This is a genomic window from Arthrobacter sp. Cza30 (assembly GCF_059090765.1).
Map to the genome: position 1 here is coordinate 568,203 of NZ_JBNHGA010000005.1, position 15,544 is coordinate 583,746.

At 69.0% G+C, this 15,544-nt stretch carries 10 protein-coding genes; 1 reads left to right on the top strand and 9 read right to left on the bottom strand.

Annotation, left to right across the window (positions count from 1 at the left end):
• Nucleotide 1: 1 nt before the first annotated feature.
• The 6 genes from AC5RVZ_RS19865 to AC5RVZ_RS19890 all read right to left on the bottom strand — a co-directional run bounded on the left by AC5RVZ_RS19865 (nucleotide 2) and on the right by AC5RVZ_RS19890 (nucleotide 10,230).
• On the bottom strand, nucleotides 2-4,051 hold the full coding sequence (locus AC5RVZ_RS19865) for a DUF4011 domain-containing protein (protein WP_494067439.1): 4,050 nt from the start codon (nucleotides 4,049-4,051) through the stop codon (nucleotides 2-4).
• Between the two features lie 117 nt (nucleotides 4,052-4,168).
• Entirely contained in the window at nucleotides 4,169-5,758 is a 1,590-nt protein-coding gene (guaA, locus tag AC5RVZ_RS19870; protein ID WP_494067440.1) for a glutamine-hydrolyzing GMP synthase, read from the bottom strand.
• 140 nt (nucleotides 5,759-5,898) lie between these two features.
• Complete coding sequence (locus tag AC5RVZ_RS19875; protein ID WP_494067441.1) at nucleotides 5,899-6,390, bottom strand: DUF3817 domain-containing protein; 492 nt, start codon at nucleotides 6,388-6,390, stop codon at nucleotides 5,899-5,901.
• A 5-nt stretch (nucleotides 6,391-6,395) separates the two neighbouring features.
• On the bottom strand, nucleotides 6,396-7,286 hold the full coding sequence (locus tag AC5RVZ_RS19880) for an SURF1 family protein (protein ID WP_494067442.1): 891 nt from the start codon (nucleotides 7,284-7,286) through the stop codon (nucleotides 6,396-6,398).
• A gap of 51 nt (nucleotides 7,287-7,337) precedes the next feature.
• Nucleotides 7,338-9,062: a glycerol-3-phosphate dehydrogenase/oxidase gene (locus tag AC5RVZ_RS19885; protein WP_494067443.1), complete on the bottom strand. Its 1,725-nt coding sequence runs from the start codon at nucleotides 9,060-9,062 to the stop codon at nucleotides 7,338-7,340.
• Nucleotides 9,063-9,090: 28 nt separating this feature from the next.
• Nucleotides 9,091-10,230 (bottom strand): GuaB3 family IMP dehydrogenase-related protein, encoded by a 1,140-nt coding sequence (locus AC5RVZ_RS19890; RefSeq protein WP_494067444.1) that lies wholly within the window; start codon nucleotides 10,228-10,230, stop codon nucleotides 9,091-9,093.
• A 438-nt stretch (nucleotides 10,231-10,668) separates the two neighbouring features.
• Between AC5RVZ_RS19890 and AC5RVZ_RS19895 the strand changes: the two genes are divergently transcribed.
• Nucleotides 10,669-11,445 carry a hypothetical protein gene (locus AC5RVZ_RS19895; RefSeq protein WP_494067445.1) on the top strand — a complete coding sequence of 259 codons (777 nt, stop codon included), beginning with the start codon at nucleotides 10,669-10,671 and terminating at the stop codon, nucleotides 11,443-11,445.
• A gap of 84 nt (nucleotides 11,446-11,529) precedes the next feature.
• On the opposite strand, the gene guaB is transcribed toward AC5RVZ_RS19895, so the two are convergent.
• The 3 genes from guaB to groES all read right to left on the bottom strand — a co-directional run bounded on the left by guaB (nucleotide 11,530) and on the right by groES (nucleotide 15,309).
• On the bottom strand, nucleotides 11,530-13,035 hold the full coding sequence (gene guaB / locus AC5RVZ_RS19900) for an IMP dehydrogenase (RefSeq protein ID WP_494000392.1): 1,506 nt from the start codon (nucleotides 13,033-13,035) through the stop codon (nucleotides 11,530-11,532).
• A 239-nt stretch (nucleotides 13,036-13,274) separates the two neighbouring features.
• Nucleotides 13,275-14,879 carry a chaperonin GroEL gene (gene groL / locus AC5RVZ_RS19905; RefSeq protein ID WP_494067446.1) on the bottom strand — a complete coding sequence of 535 codons (1,605 nt, stop codon included), beginning with the start codon at nucleotides 14,877-14,879 and terminating at the stop codon, nucleotides 13,275-13,277.
• A 133-nt stretch (nucleotides 14,880-15,012) separates the two neighbouring features.
• On the bottom strand, nucleotides 15,013-15,309 hold the full coding sequence (groES, locus tag AC5RVZ_RS19910) for a co-chaperone GroES (protein ID WP_127511177.1): 297 nt from the start codon (nucleotides 15,307-15,309) through the stop codon (nucleotides 15,013-15,015).
• Nucleotides 15,310-15,544: the final 235 nt, after the last annotated feature.

The window sequence follows — 15,544 nt, forward strand, 5'->3', positions numbered from 1 at the left end:
CCTAGCCCCAGTGCGGCGGGCGCTGCTCGCGCAGCCAGGCGTCCCGGTCCTCGTCCCGTTCGCCCCACGCACGGGGGTCGTCCTCCGCTGCCTTGGTCGGCAGCGTCGGCGACTGGTTCCGCCGGGCCCGGCGCGGCCGCAACCGGTCGTCGCCCGCCTCGCCGGCCTCGCCTGCCTCGTCCGCAGAGTCCGCGGAGTGCGCGGAGTGCGGGGACTCCTCCCCCTGCCGGGCCTGCCCGGCCGCCGGCTTCGGGCCCCGTGCGGTGGCGGGACGGTCGTCCTTGTCTGCCGGTTCTTCCGGCTTCTGCAGTCCCAAGTAGCCTCCGATCAGGTCTGCGCATTTCTCCGGATCCGTGAACACCTCGATCGTCCACAGCGTCAGCGGCCGCCAGCCCAGCCGCTCGAGCTGTTGCGGGCGCAGCCGGCTGCGCTCCCGCACCGTCAGCTCCTGGTACTGCGGGCTGCCGTCAGACTCCAGTGCCACGGGCAGGGCCGGTTCAACATCCGGCGAATACTGCACCGTTCCGGTGCTGGCGGCGATGTCGATGACCCCGTAATAGTGGTCCCAGACGCGTGCGCCGCGGGTGCGGATGCGCTCCACGAGGTCCGCGACGAGCGGGTCGTCGATCCCGGGAGACAGTTCGGGCGCCGTGAACCGGCCGTCGCCGAGGTGGCGGTCCAGCAGGTCATGGAAGTCGGCGGCCCCATGCCGCAGCCGCTCGGGGTCCAGATCCTCCGGGCGGAAGCAGCTGAGCACGTGCAGCGACTGCCGGGAACGGGTGACCGCGGTCGCGAAGAGCGCCCGCCCGTGCGGCGCCGACAGGGGTCCGAAGTCGTGGACGGCCCGCCCGTGCGGCGTCCGGCCAAAGCCGAGCGAGAAGATCACGTCGTCGCGGACCAGTCCGGACGCGCGTTCGACGGGAACCACGCGGAAGGGCTCCTGCCGGCGGTGGAAGAAGTCCGCCGCCGACGGATGATTGGGCATCTGCAGCCGGATGGCCTCCGCCACCCGGGCGGCGTGCCGGGCGCTGGCCGTCACCACCGCCAGCGACCGCGACGGCCGCAGGCTGATGTGCTCGAAGACAAGGTCCACCACCCGGTTGAGTTCGGCCGGGACGCTCTCCACGCCTTCGTGTCCGGCGCCGGGCATCCCGGTGCCGTCGGGCAGATATTCCACTTCCAGGCCGCCCCCGCGGATGGAGCTGGCGCCGGGCAGCCGGGACAGCGATCCGCCGTAGAACTTCTCGCTCAGCGAGCGGGTCAGGTCCAGGTCCACGGCGCGATAGGCCGTGGTCAGCGCCACCACCGGCAGCACCTCGGAGAGCGCGTGGAAGCAGCTGGCCAACGGTTGCGGTGCTTCGCCGGTCACGGGGTCGTTTCGACGGTCCACGTTGACTTCGAAGGGCTCGGCGCGGCCCAACTCGCCGTCGCCGAACGCCACCACCTGGTGCGCCCGGGAGACCGCGGTCAGCGCCGACGGCAGGCTGGTGGCCTCGGCGTCGAGGATGATGACGGCATCGAAGTGCTTGCCTTCCGGGAGCAGGAGCGGCAGCACCAGCGGGGAGGCAGTCCAGATCGGCAACAGCGCCGAAACCAGCGACTCCGACTGTTGTCCCAACGCGGCCAGGGTGGGTTCGCCGGCCTTGAGCAGGTCGCGCAACCGCTGCGCGGCCTTGGGCTTGCTTTTGAGCGAATGCCGCCAGTTCTGTGCCAGTTCCCAGCGCAGCCGGGCGGGCCCGGACGCGATGTGCGCGTTGTCCGCGAGCCGGTAGACCGCCTCGAGCTTGCGCAGATTGTCGCCGTCGGACATGGCCAGGTAGTCGTCGCCGCTGATCATGGCTTCGAGTGCCGACTGCCACCACGCCAAGTCCAGTTCGGCGCTGACCTCGCCCGCGCCGACTTCGCGTTTGGCCAGATCGTCCAGCAGTTCGGTCAGGCCGTGTTCGCGCATCTGCTCCAGCAGCAGCGTCCGTTCGGGCAGGTTCACCAGCGTTTCGTGGTCCACTGCCAGGGCGTCCAGCTGTTCCTGGAGTTCGCCGTCGGGCAGGGCCGCGAGGGCACGGTCTTCGGGCACCGGTGCCAGCAGGGCGGCCAGTTTCTCGAGGCGCTGCGCCACCTCCCGGTAAAAGCCGTTCAGGTCCGCCAGCCCGGAGGGCACCGCCGGATGCCGCTGCGACGTTGCGTAGTCGGCCCACTTTGTCCGCTGCTGCTGCACCTCGAAGAGGGACTCATGCAAATCCGAGATGTGCACGCCCGGACGGATGTATTCCTTGGCCACCTTGCGCAGCCGGGAACGCGTCATCGAACTCATTTCGATTCCGCGGTCGCGCCGCCAGGAACTCGGCGCGGTCGCGGAAATCAGGTCCGTGACCGGCCGGTCGAAGATGTCCGGGGTGAACTTGTCCAGGCTGCCGCGTACCTCCACCAGCAGCTGGAGCTGCTCCCCCCACTCGCGGAACGTCCCGGCGAGGGCGATCTGCGAGTGTTCGGCGACCTTGTTCATCCGTTCGCGCAGCCGCGGGACGTCCTTGGCCAGCTCGGCGGCCAGCTGGTGGGCGTCTTCGGTTTCCTTGCGGTTGAGCAGTTTGGCGCCGAACCACGGGCTGGTGGTCGCGGACTTGCTGAAGCTGCCCAACTCGGCCGCCCGGACCAGCCGTGCCGCCAGCTCCGCCCGGTCGGTGATGTTGTCCAGCACCGACCGCTTCAGCCGCACGGTGGTCGCCGGAGCCGGGTCGAGCGAGGTGAGCTTGGCCAGCGACTGCATCGCCTGGTAGGGGGAACAGCGCCAGCGGCTGCGCACATTGTGCAGCGACTTCACATGCTCCATCAGCTTGTGCCGGTGCTCGGTGAGGGTGGTGTGCAGCTTCTGCAGCTGCGGCTCCTGCGCCTTTTCGTTGCGGCTGATCGCGCGGATCATCGCCCGGCGCAGCTGCTCCGGCGTCAGGTCCGCGCTAAGCTGCAGCGCCAGCGAGCCCAAATCCACGGTTTCGAGCTGCTGTGCGAATTCGGTCAGCGTGCCTCGGCGTTCGGCGACCACCAGCACGCTCTTGCCCTCGTAGGCCAGGGCCGCCGCGGCGTTGAGTGCGGTCTGGGTTTGTCCGGTGCCCGGCGGCGCCGAAACCACCAGCGAGTGCCCGGCCTGGACCATGTCCAGCACCTGTTGCTGCGCGGCGTCTGCGTCGAGCAGCAGGAATTCATCCTGCGGATCGCGTTCGTCGATCGGCGGCAGCTCCACCTCCGGCACGGGCACGGCGTTCCGGCCGGCCAAGGGACGGGGACCGGCCTGGGATCCGGCCCCGGCTTCGGCGAGCATGCGGATCACCGGGTGCCCGGCGTCGAGCAGGACCGGGTCGGTGACTGCTTCCAGATCCGCGAAGGTCGACACCAGCAAATGGTGTTCGATGGTCATGTTCCGCACGTCGGCGGTGAGCAGGCGCAGCCGTTCCAGCACCGGGTGCGGATCGAGGCGGGCGGTGCTGTAGGCCAGCCGGGCGGTCGCCTCGGCATCGATGCCGATCCCCTGCTCCGCGGAGAGGTGGCGGACGAGCGCCGGGTTCAGCCGGGCGCGGTCGGTCAGCTGCAGTTCGAAGTCGTCCTGGCTGGGGCGGACGGTCAGCGCCACCGGGATCAGCATCACCGGGGCATTCAGGGACTCCGACCGTCCGATCTCGGGAACCCGCCAGGACGCGGTTCCGGCGGCCAGATACCCGACGTCGATACCGCGGTCCGAACCCAGTTCGTAGATTTTGGCGCGCAGGCTGCGGGCGGTGCGCATGGCCGCAGCGTACTGGTTCGGCTCGCGCAGCAGGGTGGAAAGACGGGTGCGGCGGCCGGCCAGCAACTGCGCCAGGCCGGAAGGGTGGGCATGCGTCAGGTCAATGCTGTTCGACGACGTCGGCGCGAACCGCAGCAGGGTGTCCGACCCGGCGAGATCGCCCAGGTTTTCCAGCCACGATGCCACAACGTCTTCAGCAGCCTCAGCTACGCTGGCCAGCGACACGGCTGCCCCCTTTACTTCACTCTCGGCGACTTGCCTGGACCACAACGGCATGTCAAACAAGGTATCGGACTTTAAACGCCAAACGGGCGACCGCAACACTGCTCGGCGAAATTGCCTCGCAGTTCACCCGCAGCCGCGCTGCGGGCGGGCAGCGGTCGCCCGTTGTGGCTACTCCCACTCGATGGTTCCCGGCGGTTTGCTTGTCACGTCGAGCACCACGCGGTTGACGCCCTCCACCTCGTTGGTGATGCGGTTGGAGATCCTGGCCAGCAGGTCGTAGGGCAGCCGCGACCAGTCCGCGGTCATCGCGTCCTCGGAGGAGACCGGACGGAGCACGATCGGGTGTCCGTAGGTGCGGCCGTCGCCCTGGACGCCCACGCTGCGCACGTCGGCCAGCAGGACCACCGGCATCTGCCAGACTTCCTGGTCCAGGCCCGCAGCGGTCAGTTCGGCGCGCGCGATCGCGTCCGCCTTGCGCAGCAGGTCCAGCCGCTCCTGCGTGACTTCGCCGATGATCCGGATGCCTAGTCCCGGGCCGGGGAAGGGCTGGCGCCCGACGATTTCGGCCGGCAGGCCCAGTTGGGCGCCGACCGCACGGACCTCGTCCTTGAACAGCGTCCGCAGCGGTTCGACCAGCTCGAACTGCAGGTCTTCGGGCAGCCCGCCCACGTTGTGGTGGCTCTTGATGTTCGCGGCGCCCTCGCCGCCGCCGGACTCGACCACGTCCGGGTAGAGCGTGCCCTGCACCAGGAACTTCACCGACTCACCCTCGGCGGCCGCCTCGGCCAGCACCGCCTTCTCGGCGGCTTCAAAGGCGCGGATGAACTCGCGGCCGATGATCTTGCGCTTGGTCTCGGGGTCGGTGACGCCGGCCAGCGCGGACAGGAAGCGCTGCTGTTCGTTGGCTACGTACAGCTTCACGCCCGTGGCCGCGACAAAGTCACGCTCCACCTGCTCGGCTTCGCCCTCGCGCAACAGTCCGTGGTCCACGAAGACACAGGTCAGCTGGTCGCCGACCGCGCGCTGCACCAGGGCCGCGGCGACGGCGGAGTCCACGCCGCCGGACAGCCCGCAAATCACGCGGGAGTCGCCGATCTGGGCGCGGATGCGCTCCACCTGCTCCTCCACGATGTTGCCGGTGGTCCAGTTGGGCTCGAGCCCGGCACCGCGGAACAGGAAGTTCTCCAACACCCGCTGGCCGTGGGCCGAATGCTTGACCTCGGGGTGCCACTGCACGCCGTAGAGCTTCTTCTCGTCGTTCGCGAAGGCGGCCACCGGGGCGCCGGCCGTGCTGGCCAGCACGTCGAAGCCTGCGGGTGCCTCCTGCACCGAGTCGCCGTGGCTCATCCAGGTGTTCTGGACGGAGGGCACGCCGGCCAGGATGGAGCGGCCCTCCCCCACCGCGGTGGCGTCCGTGGCGCCGTATTCGCGCAGCCCGGTCTTGGCCACCTTGCCGCCCAGGGCGTTCGCCATGGCCTGGAAGCCGTAACAGATGCCGAACACCGGGACGCCGGCCTCGAACAGGTCCGGGCCGATCCTCGGCGCTCCCTCGGCGTAGACGCTGGAGGGCCCGCCGGAGAGGATGATGGCCACCGGGTTCTTGGCCATCAGCTGTTCGGTGGTGTAGGTGTGCGGAACGATTTCGGAATACACGTTGGCCTCGCGCACGCGGCGGGCGATCAGCTGCGCGTACTGGGCCCCGTAGTCGACGACGAGGACGGGCCGGTGGTCCGTAGTGGCGGGGGGAGGAGTAGTCACCCTTACAGGATAGTCGCCGTGTCCGGGGCCCCGCACGCCGGCGTCCGGTCCCGCCGCGTGAGCTAGCGCACGCCCGGCGGGTGCGCGCGCCGTGCCCGGCACCGCGGCGGCAGCTCCCGGAGCCGGGCGCCCGGCTCCGGTCAGTAGCGCTTGGCGGCTTCGGGGTGGGCGGCCAGTTCTTCTTCCACCTCGCGGTGAATCTTGCGTTCCAGGATGATGGACAGGAACGGGATCACGCCGCCCAGGGCGATCAACACGAACTTGGTGAACGGCCAGCGCATCAGCGACCAGAGCCGGAAATCGGCGATCAGGTACAACACGTACAGCCAGCCGTGTGCCACCAGCACGGCGATGGACAGGTTCAGGCCGTCAATCACCGACGGCTCGGCCTGCGCCAGCCCGAGCGCGAACGTCTCGCCCGTCAGGGTGTTGGTGGCCCCGGCGAACAGGAACAGGTTGAAGCCGTACCGCAGCACCATCTCCACGCAGAGCAGCAGCAGCATGATGCCGGTGATGTAGGAGGTGACCTTGTAGAAGGTCAGGGCGGAGCGGATTTGGGCGTGGGTTCCGCCGAAGCGGCGTTTGGCCGGACGCTGGGTCGCGGCGGAACGGTCGGGGGCGTTTTCGGTCACGTGGACTACCTCGTTGTGTGGGGTGTGCTGGATGTGGTCTGGTCGGCGGCGGCGTCGCCATCCTGGCGGGTGCCGGCGGGGCCTGCCGCGCTCCCCCGCCCGGTCTCGGCAGCATGGCGGGCCGCTTCGGCCGCGTCTTCGGCCGCCTCCAGGTCGCGGCGGTAGTCGTCGGCCACCAGCCGCCACCAGAGGAAGATGGCGAATCCGGCGAACACGACCCATTCCACCGCGTAGAAGACGTTCATCCAGTTGACCGGTGCTTCCTGGGGCTGCGGTCCGACGACCACCGGCTGCATCGAGGTCCCCTCGGTCGCGGTGCCAAGGTCCGTCCCGCCGACGGTAAAGCCGGTGCCGACCACGAAGCCGGAGTAGCCGGGCGCGTTCCAGCGGTTGATCAGCTCGGCCGCCGAGAGCGAAGCCACCTGGCCGGCGGGCAGGCTTCCGGGCAGCGGGGCTTCCGTGGGCAGCAGCCGCCCGACGACGGTGGCCTCGCCTTCCGGGGCGGGAACGGCATCCGCCGGTTCCTCCACCCAGCCGCGGACCACGGGGATGACCACGTCTTCGCCAAACTGCTCCACGCCGTCCACCGCGAACGGGTCAACCACCCAGAGGCCTTCCTCGCCGTCCTGCAGGCGGTTCCGGACCAGCACCTGCCCGCCCGGGACGAAGCTGCCGTCGAGGGTGACCATCTGGTCCGCGGTGGCGGCCATCATCGGGATGCCGGGTTCAAAAACGTCGGTCAGCGGCTTGACGGTTTCCGTCTCGCCCGGGGGCGGCGGCGGTTCGCTCTGCGACGTGGAAAACTGCCACTGGCTCAGCAGCACGAACACCGTGGACAGCGCCAGCGCAAGCACCAGCGCCGCTATCCAGCGGGGTTTCAGGGCAGTCTTGAGCACCCATTAAAGGTACTTCGCAACCATGTAGAAAACGAATCCTGCCCGGGTACCTCAGGCCAGCGGAACGATGTCGTCGACGTCCATCCGGGCGCTGTCGGCCGTGACGTCGTCGGGCTGCTCCTGGCTGAGCCGTTCGGCTTCGACCCGGGCCAGGTAGTGCTTCACCTCGCGTTCCACCTGTCCTTCGCTCCAGCCGAGGAGGGGCGCCATCAGCCCGGCGACGACCGGGGCGGCGGAGACACCGCGGTCCCAGGCCTCGATGGAGATCCGGGTCCGGCGGGTGAGCACGTCGTGGATGTGCCGGGCTCCCTCGTGCGTGGTCGCATAGACCACCTCGGCCGCCAGGTAGTCGTCGGCGCCGGGCAGCGGTTCGGCAAGCTCGGGCCGTTCGGTGATGATGTCCAGCACCTCGCCGGCCATGGATCCGTACCGGTTGAGCAGGTGTTCGACCCGGGCAACGTGGATGCCCGTGTGGTCCGCCGTGCGGCTGCGCCTGTTCCAGGCCGCCTTGAAACCGGAGGCGCCGAGCAGCGGGATGGTGTCCGTGCAGCTGGGCGGGACGCGCTCGTCGAGGGCCCGGGCCGCCTCGTCGACGGCGTCCTTGGCCATCACGCGGTACGTGGTGTACTTGCCGCCGGCCACCACCACCAGCCCGGGAACCGGGTGCGCCACCACGTGTTCGCGCGAGAGCTTGGCGGTGGAATCGTTCTCGCCCGCCAGCAACGGCCGGAGCCCGGCGTAGACACCCTCGACGTCCTCGCGGGTGAGCGGGCGCTGGAGCACCCGGTTGACGTGTTCCAGCAGGTAGTCGATGTCCTTGGACGAGGCCGCGGGGTGGGCCTTGTCCAGGTTCCAGTCGGTGTCGGTGGTGCCGATGATCCAGTGCCGGCCCCACGGAATCACGAACAACACGGACTTCTCGGTGCGCAGGATCAGCCCCACCGTGGACTGGAACCGGTCCCGCGGCACCACCAGGTGGATCCCCTTGGAGGAACGTACGCTCAGCTGGCCGCGTTCGGTCACCATGGCCTGGGTTTCGTCCGTCCACACGCCGGTGGCGTTGACCACCTGCTTGGCCCGGATGTTGAACTCGCTGCCGTCCTCCTGGTTCCGCACCCGGGCGCCGACCACCCGTTCGCCCTCGCGCAGGAAATCGACCACTGCCAGCCGGTTTGCCGCGTGCGCCCCGAACGCCGCTGCCGTGCGCACAAGGTTGACCACCAGCCGGGCGTCGTCCACCTGCGCGTCGTAGTAGCGGATGGACCCCACCATGGCGTCCTTCTTCAGGCTGGGGGCCGCCCGGAGGGTCCCCCGCCGAGAGAGGTGCTTGTGGAAGGGAACGCCGCGGCCGCGGCCCGAGGCGATGGCCAGGGCGTCGTACAAGGCGACGCCGGCGCCCACGTAGGGCCGCTCCACGTACCGCTTCGTCAACGGGTACAGGAACGGAACCGGCCGCACCAGGTGCGGCGCGATCCGCTCCAGCAGCAGTCCCCGCTCCTGCAGCGCCTCGCGGACCAGGGCGAAATCCAGCATCTCCAGGTACCGCAGCCCGCCGTGGATCAGCTTGGAAGACCGCGACGACGTGCCCGAGGCCCAGTCCCGGGCCTCCACGATGCCCACGTCGAGCCCGCGGGTGACCGCGTCCAGGGCGGCCCCGGCGCCCACCACCCCGCCGCCGACGATCAGCACGTCCAGCTCGGCCCCGCGCTCCTGTGTGGCGCGCAGCGCGGCCAGCGCCTGCTCGCGGCTCTCGGGACTCAGGGCTCCGGTGGTCATCGCCTATCAGCCTCCCAGCATGATCAGATCAGTCGCGGGCCTGGAACGGCGCCAGCACCACTTCGCAGCGCTGGAACTCTTTCAAGTCCGAGTACCCGGTGGTCGCCATCGACCGGCGCAGCGCACCGACCAGGTTGGAGGTTCCGTCGGTGTGGTTGGACGGGCCGTGCAGCACCCGCTCCAGCGGTCCCACGGTTCCCACGTTCACGCGGTCGCCCCGGGGCAGTTCGTCGTGGTGGGCCTCCTGGCCCCAGTGCCAGCCGCGTCCCGGCGCTTCCTCCGCCCGGGCCAGCGCGGAACCGAGCATCACGGCGTCGGCCCCCATGGCGATGGCCTTGACGATGTCCCCGCTGAAGCCCACGCCGCCGTCGGCGATCACGTGCACATAGCGGCCGCCCGATTCGTCCATGTAGTCCCGGCGCGCGGCCGCCACATCGGAGATGGCCGAGGCCATCGGGGCGTGGATGCCCAGCGCCCGGCGCGTGGTCGTCGTCGCTCCCCCGCCGAAGCCCACCAGCACGCCGGCGGCGCCGGTGCGCATCAGGTGCAGCGCCGGGGTGTAGCCGGCGGCACCGCCGACGATCACCGGGGTGTCCAGCTCGTAGATGAACTGCTTCAGGTTCAGCGGTTCCTGCGTCTTGGAGACGTGTTCGGCGGAGACGGTGGTGCCGCGGATCACGAAGATGTCCACACCGGCGGCCACCACGGTTTTGTAGAACTCCTGGGTGCGCTGCGGCGTCAGCGAACCGGCGACGGTCACCCCGGCTTCCCGGATCTCGGCCAGCCGGGAGGTGATCAGTTCCGGCTGCACGGGGGCGGAGTAGAGCTCCTGCATCCGCTTGGTCGCGGCCGGGCTGAAGTTCTCCGTGCCCAGCGCGGCGATCTCGTCCAGCACCGGCAGCGGATCCTCGTACCGGGTCCACAGGCCCTCGAGATTGAGTACGCCCAGGCCGCCTAGCTTGCCCAGCGCGATGGCGGTGGCGGGCGACATGACCGAGTCCATCGGCGCGGCGATCACCGGCGCGTCGAACGTGTAGGCGTCGATCTGCCAGCTGACCGAGACATCCTTGGGATCACGCGTCCGGCGCGAGGGGACGATCGCCACATCATCGAGGGAGTAGGCTCGGCGCCCACGCTTGCCACGGCCAATTTCAATCTCGTAAGTCACGGCTCTAGGTTATCCCACCGCTGGAACGCTTCACCCTGGAACGGGCAGGGACGGGACTTGCGCCGGCGCCTGGCGGACAGGGCGGACCCCTCGTGTCGGCTGCACGGCTGGCCTGTACCGACTGCTGGCGTCGTCCCGGCGCAGGCGGTACGCTCAACCTGCCGCACGGCCGGCAAGCGCACCGCAGGCCCTCTCTCTTGACGGTTGCCGCTGGCCGGCTCAGGTAGCCGGAGCGGGAAGTGGTCAGTCATGGGAGGAAGATTCCGGCGGTCCGTGGGGCGCATGCGGCCGTTCGCGAGCGGCTTGGCGGCCACCCTGTGTTTTGGCATCGCCGGGCTGATCTGGTCCATGCCCTCCCTTCATTCGCGCCGGTTGCGGAGAGCCGCCTCGTGTACCGTTTGCGCTTCGCACCAGCGGGTTCGCGGTACCGCCCTCTTTGTGGTGGCGGCCCTCCTGGTCGCCGGGGCCGGTGCCCGCGTCCAGGAGGCACTCTCCCCGCAGATCGTTTGCCACAGCCATATCACTGCCGACGGGCAAATCAAGCCTGAGCCGCGCCTGCAGATTTCTCCGCCGGCCCCGTGGCGCATCACCCGCAATTTTCTGGTCGCACCCATCAGCGGCGTCGGGGTCCTGACCGGGCGCAGCCTTGATATGGAGGCGTGCTCAGGGCCGTCGCTGTTGGTCATGTTCTGGCCCCCGCCGCGAACCAGCGGCGGCGGAACGATGCTCGGCGACGTGTTCGTGGCGTGGATGCCGCCGGTAGACCCGGCCGGCCCCTTGAGCGTCAACGGATATGGCATCACCGACGAAGGCCAGTATGTCCGCTACGGCCCGAACATCTCCCAGACCCGGAGCGGGGATGAGGCCCTCGCCATCCACGAGTCGCGGCATGTTGACCAGTGGGCCGTAGCTAATGTGCTCGCCGGCCCGTTCGCCTTTCCGGCGGCGTACATCATCGACGGGGCGCTGTTCCCCTCCTCACGCAACCACTTCGAGCGGGCCGCCGGACTGTCTGACGGGGCGTATCCGCCGGCGCCGGATAACTGGCCGGCGCCGCGCTGGCCCGACACCGCGGCCCTCGCGATCATCGCGCTTCTGACCTTCCGACGCCGGCTCCGTTGGCTCACCCGCGTCGCGGTCGGCGGCCGCGTGCAGGCCCGCGCCCACGCACCGGGGCGCTGTCCCGTCCATACGCGCGGCTGGTCGCCCCGCTAAGCGCCGACGAAAGTCCTGCCGCTGGTTAACGCGAGGGGCGCCGCTCCCCTGATGCGGGGAGCGGCGCCGCCGACGGCTGCGGGACTACCGCTTGTAGTTCGGCGCCTCCACGGTCATCATGATGTCGTGCGGGTGGGACTCCTTCAGCCCCGCCGCCGTGATCCGCACGAACTTGCCCTTGGCCTTCAGCTCGGCGATGTTGCGGGCACCGGTGTAGAACATGGTCTGGCGCAGGCCGCCGACCAGCTGGTGCGCGACGGCCGAGAGCGGGCCGCGGTAGGGCACCTGGCCTTCGATGCCCTCGGGGATCAGCTTCTCGTCGTCCGGCACATCGGCCTGGAAGTAGCGGTCCTTCGAGTAGGAGGTATTCTTCCCCCGCGTCTGCATCGCCCCCAGCGAGCCCATGCCGCGGTAGGCCTTGAACTGCTTGCCGTTGACGAACACCAGGTCGCCCGGGGACTCCGCGGCGCCGGCCAGCAGCGAACCGAGCATCACGGTATCCGCGCCGGCCACCAGGGCCTTGCCGATGTCCCCGGAGTGCTGCAGGCCGCCGTCGGCAATCACCGGGATGCCGGCCGGTATGGCCGCCTTGGCCGACTCGTAGATCGCGGTGATCTGCGGTACGCCCACGCCGGCGACCACGCGGGTGGTGCAGATGGAGCCCGGACCCACGCCCACCTTAATGGCGTCGGCGCCGGCGTCGACCAGTGCCTGCGCGCCTTCGCGGGTGGCGGCCTGGCCGCCGATCACGTCCACATGGGCCGCGGCCGGGTCCTTCTTCAGCCGGGCGATCATGTCCAGCACGCCCTGGCTGTGGCCGTTGGCGGTATCTACCACCAGCACGTCCACGCCGGCCTCGATCATGGTCATGGAGCGCTCGTAGCCGTCGCCGAAGAAGCCGACCGCCGCGCCGACGCGCAGCCGGCCGTCGTCGTCCTTGGTGGCCAGCGGGTACTGCTCCGCCTTGTCGAAGTCCTTGACGGTGATCAAACCCTGCAGCATGCCGGCGTCGTCCACCAGCGGGAGTTTCTCGATCCGGTTCTTGCCTAGCAGTTCGATGACTTCCGGGCGGCTGATGCCCACCTTGCCCGTGATCAACGGCATGGAGGTCATCACCTCATGCACCTTGGTGGTGGGATAGTCGGCGCGGGGCACAAAACGGGTGTCGCGGTTGGTGCAGATGCCCACGAGCTTGCCCTCGGAGTCCACCACGGGCAGTCCGGACACGCGGTAGTTGTAGCAAAGCTCGTCCAGTTCCGCCAGCGTGGCATCCGGGGCGATGGTCACCGGGTTGGTGATCATGCCGGACTCACTGCGCTTGACCCGGTCCACGTGCTCGGCCTGGTCCTGGATGGACAGGTTGCGGTGGATGACGCCCAGGCCGCCCTGGCGCGCCATGGCGATGGCCATCCGCGATTCCGTCACGGTATCCATGGCGGCGGAGAGGAGCGGGGTCTGGACCGTAATGCGGCGGGTCAGCCTGGAGCTGGTGTCGGCCTCGGACGGAATCACATCCGTCGGGCCGGGCAGCAGGAGCACGTCGTCGTAGGTCAGACCCTCGAAAGCGAACGGATTAAATTCTTCGGACACTGCAGGGCCTTTCGAACGATACCGGTGGCGGCCGCCAGTCACCGACAGCGAGAATCGGTTTCCGGGGTTGGTTACATCCTAAAACGATTCCGCCCCGCCCACTATTTCCCGCGGGCACCGATGTGGCGGAGCTAACGCGGGCGGACAACACCGGGGCGCCCACGACGACGGAGGGGACCCTGCCACGGGCAGGATCCCCTCCGGACGGGCGAGGCCCGACCAGCAGCTGGCGGCGTGCGCTAGTGCTGGTGGTTGTGACCGTCCTCTTCGGCCGGCTTCTCGACGACCAGGGTTTCGGTGGTCAGCACCAGTGCCGCGATCGAGGCTGCGTTGCGCAACGCCGAACGGGTTACCTTCACCGGGTCGATGATGCCGGCGGCGACGAGGTCCTCGTATTCGCCGGTGGCGGCGTTGAAGCCGTTGTTAACCTCCAGCTCGCCGACCTTGGAGACGACGACCATGCCCTCGTGGCCGGCGTTTTCGGCGATCCAACGCAGCGGCTGGGCCAGTGCGCGGCGGACCAGGCCGACGGCGGTGGCTGCGTCGCCCTCGAGCGCCAGCACGTTCGGGTCGGTCTCCAGAGCCTGGGCGGCGTGCACCAGGGCGGTGCCGCCACCGGCCACGATGCCTTCTTCCAGGGCAGCGCGGGTGGAGGACACGGCGTCCTCGATCCGGTGCTTCTTCTCCTTCATTTCGACCTCGGTGGCAGCGCCGACCTTGATCACGCCGATGCCGCCGGACAGCTTGGCCAGGCGCTCCTGGAGCTTCTCGCGGTCCCAATCGGAATCGGTGCGCAGCACCTCTGCCTGCAGCTGGGCCACGCGGTCGGCCACGTCGGCCTCGGAACCGGCGCCGTCCACAACGGTGGTGTTGTCCTTGGTGACGGTGATGCGGCGTGCCGTACCCAGCACCTCGAGGCCCACCTGGTCCAGCTTCAAACCGAGGTCCGCGGACACGACCTGGGCACCGGTGAGCACCGCGATGTCCTGCAGCATGGCCTTGCGGCGGTCGCCAAAGCCCGGTGCCTTCACGGCGGCAACGTTCAGGGTGCCGCGGATCTTGTTGACCACCAGGGTGGAGAGGGCTTCGCCGTCGATGTCTTCGGCGATGATGAACAGCGGCTTGTTGGCCTGCAGCACCTTTTCCAGCAGCGGCAGGAACTCCTGCACCGTGGAGATCTTGCCCTGGGAGATCAGGATCAGCGCGTCCTCGAGGACTGCCTCCTGGCGCTCCTGGTCGGTGACAAAGTACTGCGACAGCAGGCCCTTGTCGAACTGCATGCCCTCGGTGAGCACCAGTTCGGTCTCCATGCTGGAGCCCTCTTCGATGGTGATGACACCGTCCTTGCCCACCTTGTCGAACGCTTCGGCCAGCAGCTTGCCGACCTCGGGGCTCTGGGCAGAGATGGTCGCGACCTCGGCGACCTTGCCTCCGACCTCGCGGGCGTTCTCCAGCAGGCGGGCGGCCACGGCCTCGACCGCTACCTCGATGCCGTGCTTGAGGGCGCCGGGTGCGGCGCCGGCGGCCACGTTGCGGAGTCCTTCCTTCACCAGTGCCTGGGCCAGGACGGTAGCGGTGGTGGTGCCGTCACCGGCAACATCGTTGGTCTTGGTGGCGACTTCCTTGGCCAGCTGCGCGCCGAGGTTCTCGTACGGATCGTCGAGTTCCACCTCGCGGGCGATGGTCACGCCGTCGTTGGTGATGGTGGGGGCGCCCCACTTCTTGTCCAGGACCACGTTGCGGCCACGCGGACCGAGGGTGACCCGGACGGTATTGGCGAGCTTGTCGACGCCGGCTTCCAGCGCCTTGCGGGCGGCGTCGTTGAACTCCAACTGCTTTGCCATGAATTTGTTCCTTTCACGCAAAATGCCCCGGCTGCGCTGCTATAGGAGGCAGCCGGGGCATTTCGGTTGTCCGTGATTCCGGCTGCGGGCGTCGACTGCGCGCGCCCGAGCCGCCGGACTCAGCTGATGGGCCTTACTTGGTGACGATGGCCAGCACGTCGCGGGCGGAGAGCACCAGGTACTCTTCCCCGCCGACCTTGACCTCGGTTCCGCCGTACTTCGAGTAGATGACGACGTCACCCTCGGCTACGTCAACGGGAACCCGGTTGCCATTGTCATCGACGCGGCCGGGGCCGATCGCGACAACTTTGCCTTCCTGCGGCTTTTCCTTGGCGGTGTCCGGAATGACCAGGCCGGAGGCCGTGGTCTGCTCTGCTTCGAGCGGCTGGACAACAATACGATCCTCAAGAGGCTTAATGGAGACCGACACTCGGCTCTCTCCTTTTCATGCGCTACGAATAGGTTGGCCAAGGAGATGTCTGCCGTCGTCGCGGTGCCGGCAGGCGGTTCCTTGATTAGCACCCACACGGGGTGAGTGCTAACTGCGACTCTATGAGAAGGATTAGCACTCGGTCAAGGCGAGTGCCAGCGGCGGGCCCTCCGGCTTCCCCGGCCGCCGCCTGTGTGACGAAAATCGGCTCCGCTGCCCGGGGCCCAAGTTGCGT

Coding starts and splice junctions, on each gene's coding strand:
- groL (WP_494067446.1), bottom strand. CDS start 14,879: ATGGCAAAGCAGTTGGAGTTCAACGACGCCGCCCGCAAGGCGCTGGAA.
- AC5RVZ_RS19865 (WP_494067439.1), bottom strand. CDS start 4,051: ATGCCGTTGTGGTCCAGGCAAGTCGCCGAGAGTGAAGTAAAGGGGGCA.
- AC5RVZ_RS19885 (WP_494067443.1), bottom strand. CDS start 9,062: ATGACCACCGGAGCCCTGAGTCCCGAGAGCCGCGAGCAGGCGCTGGCC.